The sequence below is a fragment of the Pseudoalteromonas sp. L23 genome (assembly GCF_021728455.1).
Classification (GTDB): domain Bacteria; phylum Pseudomonadota; class Gammaproteobacteria; order Enterobacterales; family Alteromonadaceae; genus Pseudoalteromonas.
On record NZ_JAKKCW010000002.1, the window covers coordinates 575,324 to 591,643 of the forward strand.

Below are 16,320 nucleotides of genomic sequence, written 5' to 3' on the forward strand. Positions count from 1 at the left end.
ATAGCATACTTAACGAGTGACAAAGCCTCCGTTAACAAACAAAGTTTGCCCAGTCGTCCAGCGTGATTGCTCCGACGCAAGATAAAGCACCGCAGGGGTAATATCGTCTACTTGCCCTAGTCGGTTCATTACACTTGCAGACTGCAAATAATTAATGGTTTGCTCGTTTTCTTCGCCACGGAAAAAGTCAGTGTCAATTGGACCTGGTGCAATAGTATTGACGGTCACTCCTCGATGTCCGATTTCCTTTGCCAGCGCACGAGTGAAATGCTCAAGTGGTGCTTTTGAGCCAGCATAGAGTGCATAATTTCCAGTAAATGCTGCCAGCAGCGAAGTGCCCATATTAATGATCCGACCATTATCACGAATATGTTTAGCGGCTTCTTGCATCACAAAAAATGCCCCTTTACAGTTGATCCCAAATAGCCTGTCAAAATCTTCCTCGCTATATTCAACAAACGGTTTTTTGCTGATAGTGCCGGCATTATTGATAACGATATCTACGCCGCCAAACTCACTAATAATATGCTCAAATATATTCATTACTTGCGCTTTATTGCTGACATCTCCGTGTACTAGCGTCGTCCTAACACCCAGCGCTTCAACTTCCTTCTGGGTTTCAAATGCTTGTAGTTTAGAATGGGCACTATGATAGTGAATAACAAGATCAGCGCCTTGCTTTGCCAGCGCAATAGCAAAATCCTTGCCCATATTTTTGGCTGACCCTGTGATAAACGCAACCTTACCTGTTAATTGCTTAGACATACCTATTTCTCCTACTTGAAATATTCAATCGACTTTTAGTGTAGCTAGGTGAAAGGGATACAGGTATAGTGATTTTAGTCATTTACTAATTGCATTTTTTACATCCGCTATGAAATCGATTACTGAAGAAGATTTATTTGTTCTTACCGTTGAATCTGGCAGCCTCAAATCTGCCGCTGAAGTGATAGGTACCGATCCGTCCTCGGTAAGCCGAAAGCTCGCAAACTTAGAAAGTCGATTAGGAGTAAAACTTTTACAGCGCTCCACTAAACAAACGGCTGCAACCGAAGTTGGTCTTGAGTACTATAAAGGCGTAAAGCAATTACTAGATGAAAAAAGGGAATTAGAAGAATCGATTTCAGGCACCTCAGCAGTGCCTTCTGGGACATTGAGGGTTGCAGCTCCACACGACTTCGCCGAGCGCTTCATTGCTCCTGTGGTACAAACCATTATAACCACCTATCCAGACCTCAATATCGAGTTACTGCTCGGCAGTCATTTCGAAGATCTCAAGGCTAAACAAATCGATATTGCAATTAGGATTGGCAAACTGGATGATTCCTCCTTGATTTGCCGACAACTAGGCCATGTACCACGGGTCTTGGTGGCCTCTAAATCGTATATTGAACGCATGGGACAGCCACAACGCTTTAGCGATTTAAGCAAACTGGACTTTATCTTTTACAATAAACCTAAACTTGATAATCAGCTCATTCTCGGTAAAGGCCTGCACCGTGAAGCCGTTGCGGTAAGTGGTAAACTCATCGCCAACAGTGTTGCAGTGCTAAAAAATTGGGTAAATGCTGGCCTTGGTGTGCATTACGGGCCGCTATGGGCATTTAAAGATGAATTAGCTATAGGCAGTTGTGTACAGCTACTACCTGAACTACATGATGAAAGTTATCCTATTCACGCACTGTACTTGTCGAAGCAATATACTCCCGCAAAGGTACGGGAGTTTGTTGAGCTATTGACTTCAACCTATCAGCAATACCGCTTCGATTGAATCAAACTAACCAATTTCAAACGAAGTTACACCGAACACTCGCGTTAATGGCAAATCTGGGCGTTCACCGGTGTACATTCTCGCAGTTTCAAAAGAAAGTGACATCTTGTACTTTTGTGCAAGCGCAGCAGCAGCGGCATTTACTTCTGGCACATCCAAGTAAATGGCCTCAGTTGCTGATACCTTGGACCTAAGCGCTAAGAAGAGTGTTTCTGCAAGTTCTACGTTATCAGCGTAAAGAGGTCCTATTTTATAGCCGACGTGACAAGGACGGATCACACCTATGGCTACAAGTGTGTCATCCTGTTTAATGCCTAAAGCGTGGCAGTTTGGCTGGTTAATCCAAGCGTCAACAAAGGCTACTCTTTTTGCTGGGAAAAACGCACTGTCGTAAGCAATGACCTCTTCTATCGGTAATCTTTCAAGTGCCACTAAGTTTGTGCAATCAGGCGTTTCGCCGCCACCCACTCCTTCGTAGCGAATATTACGATAGGCGAGCTTAAAACCCGATTTTTTGTAATTCTCTTGCTGCGCGACCACTCCATCCAGTGCGACGTTACAACCAGCTAAATATTGAAGTCCAGCCTGCCAAATCTGCATCCCATAACCCTGACCTCGATATTCTGGTTTAACAATATAAAAGCCTAAAAAACCAAATGAATCATCGTACTTAACCACCGAAATCGAAGCGATAGGTTCATCGCCTAGATAGCCAATTAAAAAGCCATTCGGATCGGCCTGATAGTAGCACCGTGCGTCGCTAAGCCCAGGGTTCCACCCTTCTTGCAGAGCCCACTTTGCTGCAATTTCTAATTCAGTTAAATCCATTACTTTTATTTTAAATGTTCTATTTTCCATGGCGTATCTACTTTTCTCACCTGATGTAGTTTGTATTATAGCGGACAATCCAGCACTGCAATGGCCCTATCATAAGCATGATAAGCTACAAATTTGGAGAAAATATAAAGGACAGGCACGCTGCCGCCCGAACAATTATTATCACTGATTGATTTTCCACACACATCGCTATATGGTGTGCACCAAATATAAGCCTAACGTATTAATTACCAAAAAATAAACCATAAAAAGGAGTTATTTTATGGCCCTCTACATTAAAGATTCGGCAGTCACATGCTCTGCGACAAAAGTGTTACAAGCGACTGATTTTTACAAACCATTCCCAAGCAGCCAAGATGTTGCGTTTAATGACACTCAGCTATTACCAATAGGACTACTTGCCTATTCAAAGTTAGACGTAAACAGCGATGATAATGTGCTTATCGCATTACCGATTTCTATGGAGATTTTTGATGGCGACCTTCCTTATATCTCCTACTCACTGACAGACAATGGGTGGCAGGTTGACGCTCACAACGTTGACAACCTAAGTGAAGAGAAGGAGGATTTTGAAGACTATAGCGAATACCATCAGCAAGCAGCCAGCTTCTACGCCAAACATCAACGACTTAACTACTCTCTTGACGAAAACGAAGAAAGCGATCCGCTATTTGAATTCGGTGGCCAACCCATACTCGGTTGCAATTGGGACGCCTATTTGTGGGATGAAGAAGGTGATGACGAAACGCGCTATTTTGACGCTATGGAAGAGCAAAGTGGCGAGAATTACAGCCACTACTCCACTCGTGAAATTGGCTTTTTTGATGAAGAGCACGGTGTAGATTTTACTTACCTTGGTACCTTCTGCTTCTCTACTTATTTTGAAGGCGGTGGTGAAGGGATTGTTTTTTATAGCGCTAAACACAAGAGAGTATTGGTTATCGCCGAGTTTTCTTAAGTTCAATTAAATTCTCTCAAGGCACGATAACGGAAGTCACCGTGCCTTTTCAAACTATGTTGGGTCAGGTCAACAACAACCCTAAGCAAACTTTAAGTGAACCGATACACCCGTTTCGCCACTTTCAATCACCACCTCCACAGAAAACTTCTCACAAAGACGCTTTACTAGCGATAACCCAATGCCAGTACCTAAACTATTGGGACCCCGCATGCCAGACTCAAAGGCTTGCTCGTTTACCGTAAAGATCTCTGGTAACCCTTGGCCATCATCCGCAATCGTTAGTGTATTATCTCTGTAACGAATATGAATTTGCTCGCCTTGGCTATGATGTACAGCGTTCTGTAACAGGTTTTGCACTACCAATCTTAGCTCCTGCGCGGCCATAGGAACAAATACATTGCCGGGTAAGTCAATACTTAGGACTTTATGCTCAAACAGCGCTTGGTTATTAATAATGCAAGCTTCAATCACGGATTGTAAATTAGTCTGCTCCGGTGTATCGGCTTTTTCCCGGGCAAGGGCAAGTAGCGCCTCTAGTGTTAGCTGCATCTGCTGGTCAGACTCCGCTATCCTTGCCACCAGCTCTTGCTGTTTACTGTTTAACTCGGTGTGGTTGAGTAAACTAACCGCCCCTTGGGAAATGGTGACAGGTGTTCTCAATTCATGGGAAATATCTCTGGTAAATTGGCGTTCACGCTCAACGAATGCTCGAATACGAGCAAGGGCTGATTCAAGCGTTTGTGCAAATTTACCAATTTCATTTTGCGAAAACTGAGATGCAAAATTGGTCGGGAGGTTTTCAACGGGACTCGCCTCTACAATTACCATTAGCTCATCCAAAGGTTTAAGTAATTTTTTTGCCAGCTTTACCGTACCGAGCGCTAACAATAACGCAATGATTAATCCAATCGCCAATAGGGTCAGTGAAAAACCAAGCATCAAGCCTCGCAGTTCGCGCACCACAAGATGGCCGCTTACTTCAGCAAGCAATATGTCTTGTCCACGGTCATCCTTGTTTAGAAAGGCGATATGATAATGTTTACCCGCCTCAGCACTAAACTCTTTGCGGTTTGGTTCCTCAGCGAGTAGCGTTCTTACCACCGCGGGTAAAGTGTCGGTTGTAGGATGAAATGTGACGAAGTCAAAATGCGGTTCTGGTGTCTCGTTATTGACGATTTGAAGCGCTATCTGCTTTCTTTCATCTTCTAAAATTTGATAAAAAAAGCTGTCTTCTATGATGTAGCTAAAAAGCAAAGTGATCAGTGAAAATAATACACTGAGCAGTACTACAATAGAGACAAAGTAGGTGATGATGCGGTTTCTTAGTTGTTTTGTTTTCATTTTTCTCAGTTGCAATTTCAGCTATAAATCCAGCACTAAGCCAACGCTGTGAATGGTTTTAATAATGGCAGTTGGAAATGGCTTATCTACCGCTTTACGTAATTGGTAGATATGTGACCGTAAAGAATCCGAGTCAGTGCCCTCCTCGCCCCAAATACGATCAACAAGCTCACTCTTTGATACCGCTCGAGGATAACTTTCCATCAAAATTTTAAGAATATTGAACAATATTGGTGGTAACACGAGTGCAGTCTCACCCCGCGTTACCGTTTGATTTTGGTAATTGAGCGTAACCTGTTTATCTGCGTTCCCCACGCTAAGTGTTCTTGCAGCAGGTGTGGGATTTAATCGGCAAGTTAATGCGCTGACTCGGGCTGCTAGCTCCTCTAGCGAAAAAGGTTTGGTGAGGTAATCATCCGCACCCTGCGCAAATCCTGCTAATTTATCGTCCAAAGTATCTCGAGCAGTTAACATGATGATGGGAATATGTCTGTCGGCTTGAAGCCTTAATCGCTGACAGACCTCAAGCCCTTCAATATCTGGCAGCATAATATCTAAAATAATACAGTCAAAATATTGCGTTAATGCAAGCTCACAACCCTGCTCTCCCGTATAAGCAAAGTCCAGATTATGTCCCTGCATATCGAAGTAATCGGCTATATTACTTGCAATCGCGGGGTTGTCTTCAATCACTAAAATATTGAGTTGTGAGCTTGCTTTCATTAATACCAGCCTTGTAGTTTTTTGTAGTAGCCTTCAGGCAAGAGATGCCCACCTTCAATGACTACATGATGTTTTTGCACACTCGCAATGGCTTCAAATAGTGCTTTATTTTCACGCTCGCTTGTGTATTCATCGTCATCAGCCGAGACCAACCACACCTTGGGAGAATCAACTGCCGTCGCAAAGTTTTTAATCGCCACTCGTGCCACAGCGTTAGTCAGGTAAGGCGGCACAATTGATAATACATTATCTACTCGTTTATCCAGCGCCGCTAGAATTAAACTGATTTGACCTCCCATGCTATATCCCGCAACACTGATTTGGTCTTGATCAAATTGCGGCTGAGTTGCTACCCAATCAAGCAGTACCCTGTGATCTTTTACCGAATCAATAATTAACTTTTCGTACGGCTCGCGCTTGCCCCACCAATCTAAATCATGCATAACTTCAATAATATTATGCTCAAGATTTTTACGCTTACCATGATTCCTCGAATCAATAGCAACCACTGCATACCCATTTGCTAGTGCCATTTTGGTAAGCTCATCCGTTTGCTCAAACGTATCACGCCCCTTAAAGCTCTCTTGTATCCAGCGTACATCACTTCGGCCCATACCGTGGACACCCACCATAACGGGCATTGGTTTAGTCGCGTCGTAATTACTTGGGTAGAGAATATGACCATTGACTTTATCGCCATCAAACGTCGTGTACTCAAGCGCAAAGTGATTGGTTTTTAATGGCGAAAGATTTACCTCCACGGCCTTTTGCTCATAGCTATATATTTGCGTTAATTCCTCCGGCGTAACGCTGTATGGCTTTAATCCAAACACTGCATACCAAACAGCGGCAACGCCTGCAATAATCCCAGTCACTACTAACATTGTTTTTCTCCAGTTTTGCTTAACCATAAACTTTCTCTTTTAGTGCAATCAGATTCTCTGCCGTACCATGCTTTTTAAGCGCTGCTTCTAATGTGGACTTTGCACCAGACATATCATTTAGTTTGAGCTGTGCATTTATTAGTGCTTCGTACAGCATGGGGTGATCGATATCTGCAAGGGTTAATTGCATCAACTCAACGGCCACGGCAAGTTGATGAGCAGTTTGCGCATGCTGCGCTTGATATAAACCAGAGATCCCGAGCAACATGGGATCAAACGATGACTTATCCGCTAAGTAACGCGCCTTCGCTTTGCTGCTATCTGAAAAGAACTCTTCTACCAACAAAATACTTTCATCGTCTTTGAATCGCGGTAACTCGTTTACCGTCAGACCTAGTGCCGCAACCATCGCTTTAGCAGTATCTACCGTAGAAAAAGGGTTTTGCCCTGTGATCAAATGGCCGTCAATGCTTACCTGATTCAACATTAACCCGTCTTGCACAAACGATGCACCACGTTCAATGAGTTTATCTTCAAGTAGGAATGGAAACTGTTCGGTCCATTTTTTACCAAACGCTGCTTCTTCTTCGTTAGTAAAGCCATTTACTCGCTTACCAGCGATTAAGTACTCGCCATTTTCAAGCTTTACACCTACCAATGCCGCAGGACCATGGCAAACTGCACCAATTACGCCGTTGTTAACGTAGATCTCGCGAATAATTGCCTGTAACGGCTTGGAATCATGCAAGTCGAACATTGGGCCTTTACCCCCAACCACAAACACAGCATCGTATTGCGCGGGCTCTAACTCACTCAGTCTTTTAGTGTTTTTAAGCTGCGCCATCGCAGTCGTATCATTACTGTATGCTTGATTATAGGATTTGTTCTTATCGAACTTATCTGCCAACGGTTCACCGCCCTTCGGCGAGGCTAACGTGACTTTTACGCCATTTTGTTTGAATACGGCATACGCTTTACTGAGCTCGTCAAATTCAAATCCAGGTTTGCTTAAGGTGCCATCAGCACCCATTTCGCCATAACTACTGAGCACCATGAGCACATGAGGTGTGTTTTTATCTTGTGCAACCGCATTGATTGAAGTTGCTGACATTGCAGCAACGAGAGATAAGGTTAATAGTGATTTGTTCATCATCCTGTCCTCGGGCCTGTTGACCCTTGTGTTGTTTTGTTACAGACACTTTATGCGGACAGGTGTGAAATGGATGTGAAGTCAATTCACATTATACCAATTGAATTAATTCTCTAATAAATTCAATTGGTATTATTCAAAAACGAAAAGTTGTCAATTATGATGTTAAAGGCTTTGGAAATTTTGCTCTCACGTCATCTATTAAGCGCTTGCGTGAGCTACGTTCACGCTCATGAGGCGCAAATAATGCACTGGCCTCATCCAATAAATCGACCACTTGGTGAAGGTTGGTTAGTTCATCTGAACTCAAGTGTTCATCTCTTGCCAAATACTCATTGATGATAACGATGGCGGCTTCTTTATTTGCAATATCTTCAGGTAAACCCGTTTTAGTACAAAGTCCGTAAATACCGTCAAGGAAGTGTTGCCACTCACTTTCTAAGTGCGCGTCGATGTCTTGATCCAGCTTTGCACCTCTCGGATTAAAGCCTTGCGCTTTTAATCTATGCAGTTGGTTTTTATAACGTTTACTAAAGAGTGTAAAGGCTTGTGCTTCATCCGTTACTTGTGATACAGCACCAAGCCACACTAAAGCGCCTTGCGGATAAAATTCTAGGCAGCTTTCATCACTGTGCTCGCCAAAGAAAGAATCACATTCAAGCTTTAATGCTAACTTATAGGCGGCTTTTGGCATCAAACGCTTTTCAATTAACATAGCCAATTCAAGATGGGATAACTGCGACTCGAGTAGCAAAGTCTCTTTGGTAATAAAATGCGTCTGCAGATAGGTAAGTAGCTCCATTGATTATTCCTTTGAATTAGTTAGCTTTATTTTTGCCGTGAGCGCAGTCGCGATGATAATCAAGCCAAGCAAGTTGATGTTTACGGCTATGGATTCTAGGTTCAACTGAACCGTTAATAGTAGTCCTGATGAAAATTGGATTAGCGTATCATCAACGACGACACCAATGGACATAAGCGCGCCGAGCACCGCTGCCCAATTTAAGGCCCTGAGTTGCTTTTGATATAACTTAAACGCGACCATCAAGCATAAAAAGCTTGCTGTAAAGTCGAGGATTAACGTCAATTCCGGATGGTTAATTACGCCCAGTACTGACAATACCCCCCCTGCAAAGCCGGCTGCAGCTACTAAGAAAGTCGTGATTTTTGAACTGATTATGTGATGAGAGAACATTGCTTTATTATTATTAGTTGGGTTAGCAGCAGTATAACCGCTAACCCTTTGCGTAAAAAATATTATTGTACCTTTTTCACCATTTCTTCAATATATTTGATGGCAATAAATGGATCTGTTTCATCAAACAGGTGAGATGCATATTTCATGGTAATGGGCGTAACATTATCGCCAATTTCTTGCAGCTTTATTTGGGAGTCTTTTGAAGTTTGAGTATAAACATCAACATCGGCATAACTCATACCAGTAGAGCGGATAGTCACATAAGGGATCCCACGTGACAGTATCGTAACTGGCATTTTTCGGTTGATTTTGTACATCTCTGTATGGGCAGAAGCTTCTTCAAAATCTTCTAATGAATGAGTATCTCGCTCCCAGTTGATGATCCATTCCATTATCTTCCATGCTTCTTTAGACATCTTACTTTTCATATCGTGATACCAAGACTCATGAGCGATATCAATAAGTACCATCCCTTTCACTTTTTCAGGGTTTCGGTTGGCATAGGCTCTTGCAACAAAGCCACCAAAAGAGTGAGGTACAAGTACTAAATTATCCATTTTGGTGGCTTGAGTGAATGCCTCAAGCTCTTGTGTAAGCTCCAACATAGTCCGTACTCGAGGCTTTGCAAAAGTGCTTTTTCCGGTGCCTGCTCTGTCATAAAAACATAAGCGATAGCCTTTTGGCTTTATGTTATGAATGGTGTTTTTATAGGTTTCATGAGCATCAAGGCCCATACCAGCTAGTAAAAGTGCGGTAGTCTCACCCTCTCCTTTGCAAGCATAGGCAAGTTTGTTGCCGTTTATTTCCACATATTGATAATCGTGTTCATGAACTGATTGGTTGGCGCTGGCCACTGAACTATAAGCGACGAGTCCGAGTACTGCTGATGTTATTGTTTTCATTGTCCTTTCTCATTTTTAAGTTTTCCCAATAACATACTAATTAGTTTACTCGATAAACGCAATAAAGTTTCAGAAACTTCTGAAACTTTATTAACTCAACGTATAAATGAAATAAGCTACATAGCCCATGAACAAGATATCACCTTCTCGACGACTAAGCTTAAGGTCTAAAATAAGCAAAGGCACGCAGAGCAAAGCGACATAAATAATATTGATTGTCATCGATGCAAACCTTGCGTTTTGATGGAATGTTAGCTTAAAAAACCCGAGAGTAGAATTTACTACTCCTTGTTTACACTCACTTAATTCCCGTTATAGCGCAACTAAACTAAGGGAAAGATTTGTCACTCTTGACGAGCAAAATAACTCATTAGACTGAGACTTTCTATTTGTGTCTAATGCGCGAAAATTAATGAGACCTTTCACTCAGTGAGTAGCCGCCATTGATGACGCACTGCAGACTGAACTCTAACTTACGTTAAGGAACTTGAATGACCAAATTTACCTCTTCTGAGCAAGCACGTGAATGCTACAACGTGCGCCACTGGAGCCAAGGCTTCTTTGGTATTAATGATCAGGGAGAGGTTACTGCGATGCCGAACCAACAGCAGCCACAGCACGCCGTAACTCTGACAAACATTGCACAACAAATTAAATCTGAGGGTTATACCCTACCTGCGCTAGTGCGTTTTCCACAAATCCTTGAACAGCGCGTACATAATATTGTTGGTGCGTTTAATCAGGCAATTACTGATTACAGCTACCCAGAAGATTATTTATTGGTTTACCCAATTAAAGTAAACCAACAAAAAGAAGTCATTGAGGGGCTTATCGCAAGCCAAACGGCCAGCGATAAAAAACAGCTTGGCTTAGAAGCTGGCAGTAAAGCTGAGTTACTTACCGTATTGGCGCTCAGTGAGAAAACCAGCGCAGTGATCGTGTGTAATGGCTACAAAGACAGAGAATACGTCCGTCTTGCGCTTATCGGTGAAAAATTAGGCCATCAGGTTTATATCGTTTTAGAAAAGCGTTCTGAGCTCGACATCGTGATGGCAGAAGCCAAAGCACTCAACGTTAAACCACGTTTAGGCTTACGCGTACGTTTGGCATCACAAGGTAAAGGAAAATGGCAAGCAAGCGGCGGCGAAAAGTCCAAATTTGGCCTGTCTGCATCGCAAGTGCTTACGGTTGTTAACCAATTAAAGCAAGCTGACATGCTAGACGCGCTGCAACTGGTGCACTTTCACTTAGGCTCGCAAATGGCCAATATTCGTGACGTGCGCGTTGGTGTGGGTGAAGCCGCTAGATTCTACTGCGAATTACGCCGTTTAGGTGCAAACCTGTTGAATTTAGACGTAGGTGGCGGACTTGCAGTGGATTACGATGGAACGCGTAGCCAGTCGTCTAACTCGATGAACTACAGCTTAGCTGAATATGCAAACAACATCGTTTACACCGTAGGCGATACCTGTAAACAGTACAATCAGCCAATGCCAAAGATCATCTCTGAGTCGGGTCGTGCGCTAACGGCGCATCACGCGGTATTAATCACCGATGTGATTGGCACCGAAAGCTATCAAGTAGAAGAGATAACTGCACCGGTAAGTGACGCCCCGAGACTACTACACAATATGTGGACGTCTTGGCAGGCGCTCAACGAGCAGAGCGACGACCGCGCGTTGATTGAAATTTTTCATGATACGCAGGGCGACTTGGCAGAAGTACACAGCCAATTTGCGATGGGCCTATTAAGCCTTGAGCAAAGAGCATGGGCGGAGCAAGTAAACTTGCGCGTATGTTATGAGCTGAACAAGCGTATGGATAACAAAAACCGTTTCCATCGCCCAATTATTGACGAACTCAGTGCTAAGCTTGCGGATAAGTTCTTTGTGAATTTCTCGCTATTTCAATCTTTGCCTGACGCTTGGGGTATTGAACAGGTATTCCCTGTACTGCCACTTAGCGGATTAACAGAGGCACCAAAGCGCCGCGCGGTATTATTGGATATTACCTGTGATTCTGACGGTACGGTGGAGCATTATGTGGATGGCCAAGGTATTGAAGCCACGCTACCAGTGCCTGAGTTTTGCAAAGATAAACCCTATTTATTGGGATTTTTCTTGGTAGGTGCATACCAAGAGATTTTAGGTGACATGCACAACCTGTTTGGCGACACCCACACCGTTGTAGCCACATTAGATGACCAGGGCGAATTGTCGCTTGGTAATGTGGATGCGGGCGACACTGTTGCCGATATGATGCGTTATGTACACCTTGATGTTGAACAATTTAAGCGTAACTTTGCCAACCTAGTTGAAAGCAAACTACCGCTTGAAGAACGAGCTACCTGCCTAGCAGAGCTTGAAACCGGCCTTGACGGCTATACTTATTTGGAAGATTTTTAACCCATGAGCCACTTATTCGATCACACCGATCATTCTCTGTACTCCAACGGCATGACGTTTTTACGTCAGCCAATGGTACGCAATATCACAGATATTGATGCAGACGTTGTGGTACTTGGCTTGCCATTTGACTTGGCAACCTCTGGACGTCCAGGCGCGCGCTTGGGTCCAGATGCAATCCGTCGCGCATCCGTGCACTTAGCTTGGGAAAGTAAAAAATACCCTTGGTCATTTGCATTGTGGGACAAAATTAAACTTCAGGACGCTGGCGATTTCACTTACCCAGTTGGCGATCCTGAGTATTTTACTGCGCAACTCGAGCTAGCAGCTCTGCAAATTTTGCAGCAAGGCAAAACGCTATTAAGCCTAGGCGGCGATCACTTTGTGACCCTGCCACTGCTGCGTGCTCACCAGCAAATTCACGGTAAAATGGCGCTTGTACATTTTGATGCGCACACAGACACGTACAGCCAAGGCTCACGCTATGATCACGGTACTATGTTCTATCATGCTCCGATTGAAGGCCTAATAAGCCCAGAGCATTCAATGCAAATTGGCATTAGAACCGAGTACACAGAGCAAGGCCACGAGTTTGGCGTGATTGATGCTATGGCAGCAAACGACTTAAGTGCCGAAGAAATAGCAGCACAAATCAAAGCACGCGTTGGCGACTTGCCGGTGTACTTAACCTTTGATATCGACTGTCTAGACCCAGCATTCGCACCAGGCACCGGCACCCCGGTATGCGGCGGCCTAACCAGCGACAAAGTGCTGAAGATTTTACGCGCACTGCAAGGGCTAAACATGATAGGCATGGACGTAGTAGAAGTCTCCCCTTCCTACGACCAAAGCGAGCTCACCGCAATCGCCGCCGCCACCATTGCACACGAACTACTGCACCTGTGGGCTGTAAAGCATAAATAACCGGATGCAAGTTTGACTAAGCCACCTTAACAAGGTGGCTTTTTTGTTTGGGGTTTACTGTAAAGTCGTAGAAGATCTCACATGCAACTTATTCTCCTTCGTCACACCTGAAAAGCATACTTCTCGGCGGGTGAACCGCCTCCCACAAAACTATTTGCACTGTGGATTAGAAGAGATGCTACGCTGATAGTTTTTGCAATACCTGCAAGCAGCTTAATCGCTAAAACCGTAGAAGCTCATACAAGCAACTTATCCCCTTCATCACACCCGAAAAGCGTAAGCCGATATGCAATGTGCCGACAGGATGTCGGCTAAGTCTTGTCTGGCATCATGGACGTGCCTTACAAGACGGTTGCACTATATCGACTTAGGATTTGAGGATTAAGTGTGATGTTGGGGCGACGTTTTCTTGGTTCGTTCTTTTGCGTCGTTTCAAAAGAATGAACGAGAAGCGCATGGATGCGCTTTGATATTAGCCAAGGAAGGCTCTACTGATCAGTCAACTCGAAGTGGTCGCTTGCAAGCTCATCATCAACAATAGCTCGAAAACATAACTTTTCGGCGGGTGAGCCGCCTCCCACTAGATTATTTACACTATGAAACACTTGTGGTGGTGCTTCACTTATTCCAACCTAACCGACATATTACAAAACTGTTTACATCCTCACTCAAATTGCGTTAACCACTCTTTTAACACACTATTTAGCAAGGTTTGCTGCTCTCTATTCATCCCTTCAACCAATTGGGCTTGAATGGCGATATGCGGCTCAATCAGCTCTTCAATCAGGGCGAGGCCTTCGGTTGTTAATTCCACTGTTACACTGCGGCGGTCTTCTTTACAATGCTCACGCTTAATAAGGCCTTTTGCCGCTAACTTGTCTAATCGATTAGTCATCGCGCCAGAGGTGAGTAGCATGGTTTTAAATAGCTCTGATGGGGTTAAGCGAAATGGTTTGCCGCTGCGGCGCAAGGTAGCTAACACATCAAATTCGCCCAAATTTAATCCGTATTGCTTATGTAGCTTTTCAACTTCGGCTTCCATATGTTTCGCTATGCGCACCAAGCGACCCATTATCGCCATGGGCGTTGTTTCTAACTGTGGTTTTTCGCGAGCCCACTGCTCTTGTACTCTATCAATCGCATCCATTAATATTTGCCCCGACAACAAACTTTGTAAAGAAATATCTTAACATAAAGATACTTTACAAAAAGTGTTTTTAGTAATACCTTAGCGCAAAGTATCTCAACATAAAGATAGTTAATGTGAATATACTCCTTGCGATGATCCCTGCATTTTTATGGGGCACCACGTACGCGGTGACACAATCCACCCTTGCGGACTGGCCGCCTCTTTTACTTGGCGCTATTAGAGCGCTTCCAGCTGGGCTTATTTTGCTAGCAGTTAAGCCAAGTTTGCCAAAAAAAGCTGACTGGAAAATACTATGCGCCCTTGGGGCGATTAATATCGCGGCCTTTTTTAGCATGATCTTCGTGATGTCGTTAACGCTACCATCTGCCATATCGAGCGTGGGCATGGTGTCTGTGCCTGTGTTCGCCATGCTTTATCATTGGTTGGTCAATAAGCAACGCCCAGGATTGGTGCAAGCGTTATGCGGCGCGGCGCTTATTGTGTTGGCCTGGTTGCTATTTGATCCGAGTTCACTGAGTTTAAACCCTCTTGGTTTAGCGGCAATACTTGCGGCAATAACCTGTATCGTGATCGGCAGCTCAATCACTAAGTCTCTTGGTGATCGCATGCATTGGTGGACAGTGTTAACTTGGCAACTCATTATTGGCGGCGTTATTCTCACACTCGCATCAAGCGTTCACGGTGTGATCGCACCAGCTAAGTATATTGCAGCTTTTAACAATTTCTCGATGACCAATCTCAGCGGCATATTATGGGTTGTGCTCCTGAACACCGCACTGGGTTATAGTTTGTACGTGTGGTTACTACAACGTATGTCTGTTGTGGACTTTACCTTTGGTGGTATTGCAAATCCGATTGCGGGTATTTTGACGGGGCTGGTGCTACTGGGCGAGACGTTCACCCCGCTTCAGTATAGTTTGATGGTTGGCATGATTGTAATGCCGCTATTACCGCAAATTATCGTCACTACCCTACGAAGCCGAGCTGTGCCTCCTAAGTGTGAGGTAAACTAATCAGTTGAGCGCATAGCAATTATGCGCTCGTTCCTTTAAAAAGGCGAAACTAAAGTGTGAGTCGATAAATATATAATGGCTCGTCACCTGCTACGCCCAGATCATTGACACAGGACTCAACAAACTGGCCGCCTATTTTTTCAATGATCCGCTGGCTCGCAATATTTGACTGTAAGCATTGAAACTCCACAGTTTTAATATCACTTACCTCTCGAAGCCTGGCAATAACCTGTTCAAGCACTAGACCGATTAAGCCGTAACCTCTTGCCTTTTCGCCAAGCCAATAGCCAATTTCAGCAGTTTGCGTTTGCGCATCCATATATTTGATCCCAAACACACCACAAAACTCGCAATTAAATTCAATAGCAGACCAAAGTCCGCCGACTTGGTTGTTTATACGTGTGTCGATGTATCGCTCTGCATCAGCCTCGGTATGTAATGTCGCAACCCACGGCAGTACGTTTTGTAAACTTGCTCGACTACTTTGTACGCAATCAAATAATGGCTTTGCATGCGTCAAAGCAAGGTTTTGTAGTTTGAGATTGGCAGAAATATCTAGTTGCACGGGATGTTCAGCTCCATTTACTCACCTCTATTCAAATACAGGTCTAAAGAAGCTGCGTTCATAGCTGATTATGCAACCGGTATCTTCTGCAAATTTAATTGCAGCCTGACACTGTGCATCTTGAAACGATTCATTGCGATACGTTTCATAGGCCGCCAAACTGGGAAAGGTGAATAATGCCAAGGCAATATTACTTGCACCTTCCGATGGTAAAAAGTAGCCATTATGCTGCCCACCAAAACGATTGACGAGTGGGATCCACATTTTGGCATATTCCTCAAAGTCAGCAATTTTTGCCGGATCAACAACATATTTTAAGTAGCAAGTAACCATACAACCTTTCCTTTTTGTTAAAAATACCAGTTTCACGTTGCTCTACACACCGATAGACAGTGTGCGAGATTACTTTAAGCGTTAATAACATGAAGTTAAAGTGATATGGGACTAGCTGTCTCGATTAAATGCTCACCCAAGGTTCTAACTCAACGTAAAACTA

At 43.9% G+C, this 16,320-nt stretch carries 18 protein-coding genes; 5 read left to right on the plus strand and 13 right to left on the minus strand.

All coding sequences use genetic code 11. From position 1 onward, the window contains the following. Positions 1 to 9 precede the first annotated feature (9 nt). Positions 10 to 765 (minus strand): SDR family oxidoreductase, encoded by a 756-nt coding sequence (locus L3V43_RS06405; protein WP_211868739.1) that lies wholly within the window; start codon positions 763 to 765, stop codon positions 10 to 12. Positions 766 to 874: 109 nt separating this feature from the next. On the opposite strand from L3V43_RS06405, the gene L3V43_RS06410 reads away from it, so the two are divergent. After that, complete coding sequence (locus L3V43_RS06410; RefSeq protein WP_237116179.1) at positions 875 to 1,771, plus strand: LysR family transcriptional regulator; 897 nt, start codon at positions 875 to 877, stop codon at positions 1,769 to 1,771. 6 nt (positions 1,772 to 1,777) lie between these two features. Here L3V43_RS06410 and L3V43_RS06415 read toward each other — a convergent pair whose 3' ends face one another. Beyond that, positions 1,778 to 2,629 carry a GNAT family N-acetyltransferase gene (locus tag L3V43_RS06415; protein ID WP_237116180.1) on the minus strand — a complete coding sequence of 284 codons (852 nt, stop codon included), beginning with the start codon at positions 2,627 to 2,629 and terminating at the stop codon, positions 1,778 to 1,780. A gap of 241 nt (positions 2,630 to 2,870) precedes the next feature. Between L3V43_RS06415 and L3V43_RS06420 the strand changes: the two genes are divergently transcribed. Beyond that, on the plus strand, positions 2,871 to 3,566 hold the full coding sequence (locus tag L3V43_RS06420; RefSeq protein WP_102056649.1) for a hypothetical protein: 696 nt from the start codon (positions 2,871 to 2,873) through the stop codon (positions 3,564 to 3,566). Positions 3,567 to 3,647: 81 nt separating this feature from the next. On the opposite strand, the gene L3V43_RS06425 is transcribed toward L3V43_RS06420, so the two are convergent. From L3V43_RS06425 to L3V43_RS23695, 8 genes are all read right to left on the minus strand, one after another. Beyond that, positions 3,648 to 4,910: a HAMP domain-containing sensor histidine kinase gene (locus L3V43_RS06425; RefSeq protein ID WP_237116181.1), complete on the minus strand. Its 1,263-nt coding sequence runs from the start codon at positions 4,908 to 4,910 to the stop codon at positions 3,648 to 3,650. Between the two features lie 21 nt (positions 4,911 to 4,931). Continuing rightward, positions 4,932 to 5,633: a response regulator transcription factor gene (locus L3V43_RS06430; protein ID WP_174169013.1), complete on the minus strand. Its 702-nt coding sequence runs from the start codon at positions 5,631 to 5,633 to the stop codon at positions 4,932 to 4,934. Beyond that, a complete protein-coding gene (locus L3V43_RS06435) occupies positions 5,633 to 6,517 on the minus strand; it encodes an alpha/beta fold hydrolase (protein ID WP_237116182.1) in 885 nt (294 codons plus the stop codon). Before L3V43_RS06435 ends, L3V43_RS06430 begins: the two co-directional genes overlap by 1 nt. A gap of 19 nt (positions 6,518 to 6,536) precedes the next feature. Further along, a complete protein-coding gene (locus L3V43_RS06440; protein WP_237116183.1) occupies positions 6,537 to 7,667 on the minus strand; it encodes a DJ-1/PfpI family protein in 1,131 nt (376 codons plus the stop codon). Positions 7,668 to 7,824: 157 nt separating this feature from the next. Continuing rightward, positions 7,825 to 8,469 (minus strand): DUF6058 family natural product biosynthesis protein, encoded by a 645-nt coding sequence (locus tag L3V43_RS06445; protein WP_235367536.1) that lies wholly within the window; start codon positions 8,467 to 8,469, stop codon positions 7,825 to 7,827. Positions 8,470 to 8,472: 3 nt separating this feature from the next. Then, complete coding sequence (locus L3V43_RS06450) at positions 8,473 to 8,862, minus strand: hypothetical protein (RefSeq protein ID WP_235367537.1); 390 nt, start codon at positions 8,860 to 8,862, stop codon at positions 8,473 to 8,475. Positions 8,863 to 8,924: 62 nt separating this feature from the next. After that, the gene (locus L3V43_RS06455; protein ID WP_237116184.1) at positions 8,925 to 9,767 is read right to left on the minus strand and encodes an alpha/beta hydrolase; all 843 of its coding nucleotides are present in this window, start codon (positions 9,765 to 9,767) and stop codon (positions 8,925 to 8,927) included. Between the two features lie 90 nt (positions 9,768 to 9,857). After that, positions 9,858 to 9,989 (minus strand): hypothetical protein, encoded by a 132-nt coding sequence (locus L3V43_RS23695; RefSeq protein ID WP_266068412.1) that lies wholly within the window; start codon positions 9,987 to 9,989, stop codon positions 9,858 to 9,860. A 269-nt stretch (positions 9,990 to 10,258) separates the two neighbouring features. Here L3V43_RS23695 and speA point away from each other — a divergent pair, with 269 nt between their 5' ends. Both speA and speB read left to right on the plus strand, forming a co-directional pair. Then, positions 10,259 to 12,172, plus strand: coding sequence for a biosynthetic arginine decarboxylase (gene speA / locus L3V43_RS06460; protein ID WP_235367539.1), 1,914 nt, complete (start codon positions 10,259 to 10,261; stop codon positions 12,170 to 12,172). Between the two features lie 3 nt (positions 12,173 to 12,175). Beyond that, on the plus strand, positions 12,176 to 13,096 hold the full coding sequence (gene speB / locus L3V43_RS06465) for an agmatinase (protein ID WP_010604538.1): 921 nt from the start codon (positions 12,176 to 12,178) through the stop codon (positions 13,094 to 13,096). Between the two features lie 664 nt (positions 13,097 to 13,760). On the opposite strand, the gene L3V43_RS06470 is transcribed toward speB, so the two are convergent. Further along, on the minus strand, positions 13,761 to 14,243 hold the full coding sequence (locus L3V43_RS06470) for a MarR family transcriptional regulator (RefSeq protein WP_235367540.1): 483 nt from the start codon (positions 14,241 to 14,243) through the stop codon (positions 13,761 to 13,763). 116 nt (positions 14,244 to 14,359) lie between these two features. On the opposite strand from L3V43_RS06470, the gene L3V43_RS06475 reads away from it, so the two are divergent. Further along, on the plus strand, positions 14,360 to 15,259 hold the full coding sequence (locus L3V43_RS06475) for an EamA family transporter (protein WP_237116185.1): 900 nt from the start codon (positions 14,360 to 14,362) through the stop codon (positions 15,257 to 15,259). A 49-nt stretch (positions 15,260 to 15,308) separates the two neighbouring features. Here L3V43_RS06475 and L3V43_RS06480 read toward each other — a convergent pair whose 3' ends face one another. Both L3V43_RS06480 and L3V43_RS06485 read right to left on the minus strand, forming a co-directional pair. After that, positions 15,309 to 15,824, minus strand: coding sequence for a GNAT family N-acetyltransferase (locus tag L3V43_RS06480; RefSeq protein ID WP_010604532.1), 516 nt, complete (start codon positions 15,822 to 15,824; stop codon positions 15,309 to 15,311). 27 nt (positions 15,825 to 15,851) lie between these two features. Next, positions 15,852 to 16,157, minus strand: coding sequence for an NIPSNAP family protein (locus tag L3V43_RS06485; RefSeq protein WP_010604531.1), 306 nt, complete (start codon positions 16,155 to 16,157; stop codon positions 15,852 to 15,854). Positions 16,158 to 16,320 lie beyond the last annotated feature (163 nt).

Bases quoted from the DNA above. Each gene is read 5' to 3' on its own strand.
- L3V43_RS06435 (WP_237116182.1), bottom strand. From the start codon at position 6,517: ATGTTAGTAGTGACTGGGATTATTGCAGGCGTTGCCGCTGTTTGGTAT.
- L3V43_RS06430 (WP_174169013.1), bottom strand. From the start codon at position 5,633: ATGAAAGCAAGCTCACAACTCAATATTTTAGTGATTGAAGACAACCCC.
- L3V43_RS06405 (WP_211868739.1), bottom strand. From the start codon at position 765: ATGTCTAAGCAATTAACAGGTAAGGTTGCGTTTATCACAGGGTCAGCC.
- L3V43_RS06415 (WP_237116180.1), bottom strand. From the start codon at position 2,629: ATGGAAAATAGAACATTTAAAATAAAAGTAATGGATTTAACTGAATTA.
- L3V43_RS06440 (WP_237116183.1), bottom strand. From the start codon at position 7,667: ATGAACAAATCACTATTAACCTTATCTCTCGTTGCTGCAATGTCAGCA.
- L3V43_RS06485 (WP_010604531.1), bottom strand. From the start codon at position 16,157: ATGGTTACTTGCTACTTAAAATATGTTGTTGATCCGGCAAAAATTGCT.
- speB (WP_010604538.1), top strand. From the start codon at position 12,176: ATGAGCCACTTATTCGATCACACCGATCATTCTCTGTACTCCAACGGC.
- speA (WP_235367539.1), top strand. From the start codon at position 10,259: ATGACCAAATTTACCTCTTCTGAGCAAGCACGTGAATGCTACAACGTG.
- L3V43_RS06450 (WP_235367537.1), bottom strand. From the start codon at position 8,862: ATGTTCTCTCATCACATAATCAGTTCAAAAATCACGACTTTCTTAGTA.
- L3V43_RS06425 (WP_237116181.1), bottom strand. From the start codon at position 4,910: ATGAAAACAAAACAACTAAGAAACCGCATCATCACCTACTTTGTCTCT.
- L3V43_RS06455 (WP_237116184.1), bottom strand. From the start codon at position 9,767: ATGAAAACAATAACATCAGCAGTACTCGGACTCGTCGCTTATAGTTCA.
- L3V43_RS06420 (WP_102056649.1), top strand. From the start codon at position 2,871: ATGGCCCTCTACATTAAAGATTCGGCAGTCACATGCTCTGCGACAAAA.
- L3V43_RS06410 (WP_237116179.1), top strand. From the start codon at position 875: ATGAAATCGATTACTGAAGAAGATTTATTTGTTCTTACCGTTGAATCT.
- L3V43_RS23695 (WP_266068412.1), bottom strand. From the start codon at position 9,989: ATGACAATCAATATTATTTATGTCGCTTTGCTCTGCGTGCCTTTGCTT.
- L3V43_RS06445 (WP_235367536.1), bottom strand. From the start codon at position 8,469: ATGGAGCTACTTACCTATCTGCAGACGCATTTTATTACCAAAGAGACT.
- L3V43_RS06470 (WP_235367540.1), bottom strand. From the start codon at position 14,243: ATGGATGCGATTGATAGAGTACAAGAGCAGTGGGCTCGCGAAAAACCA.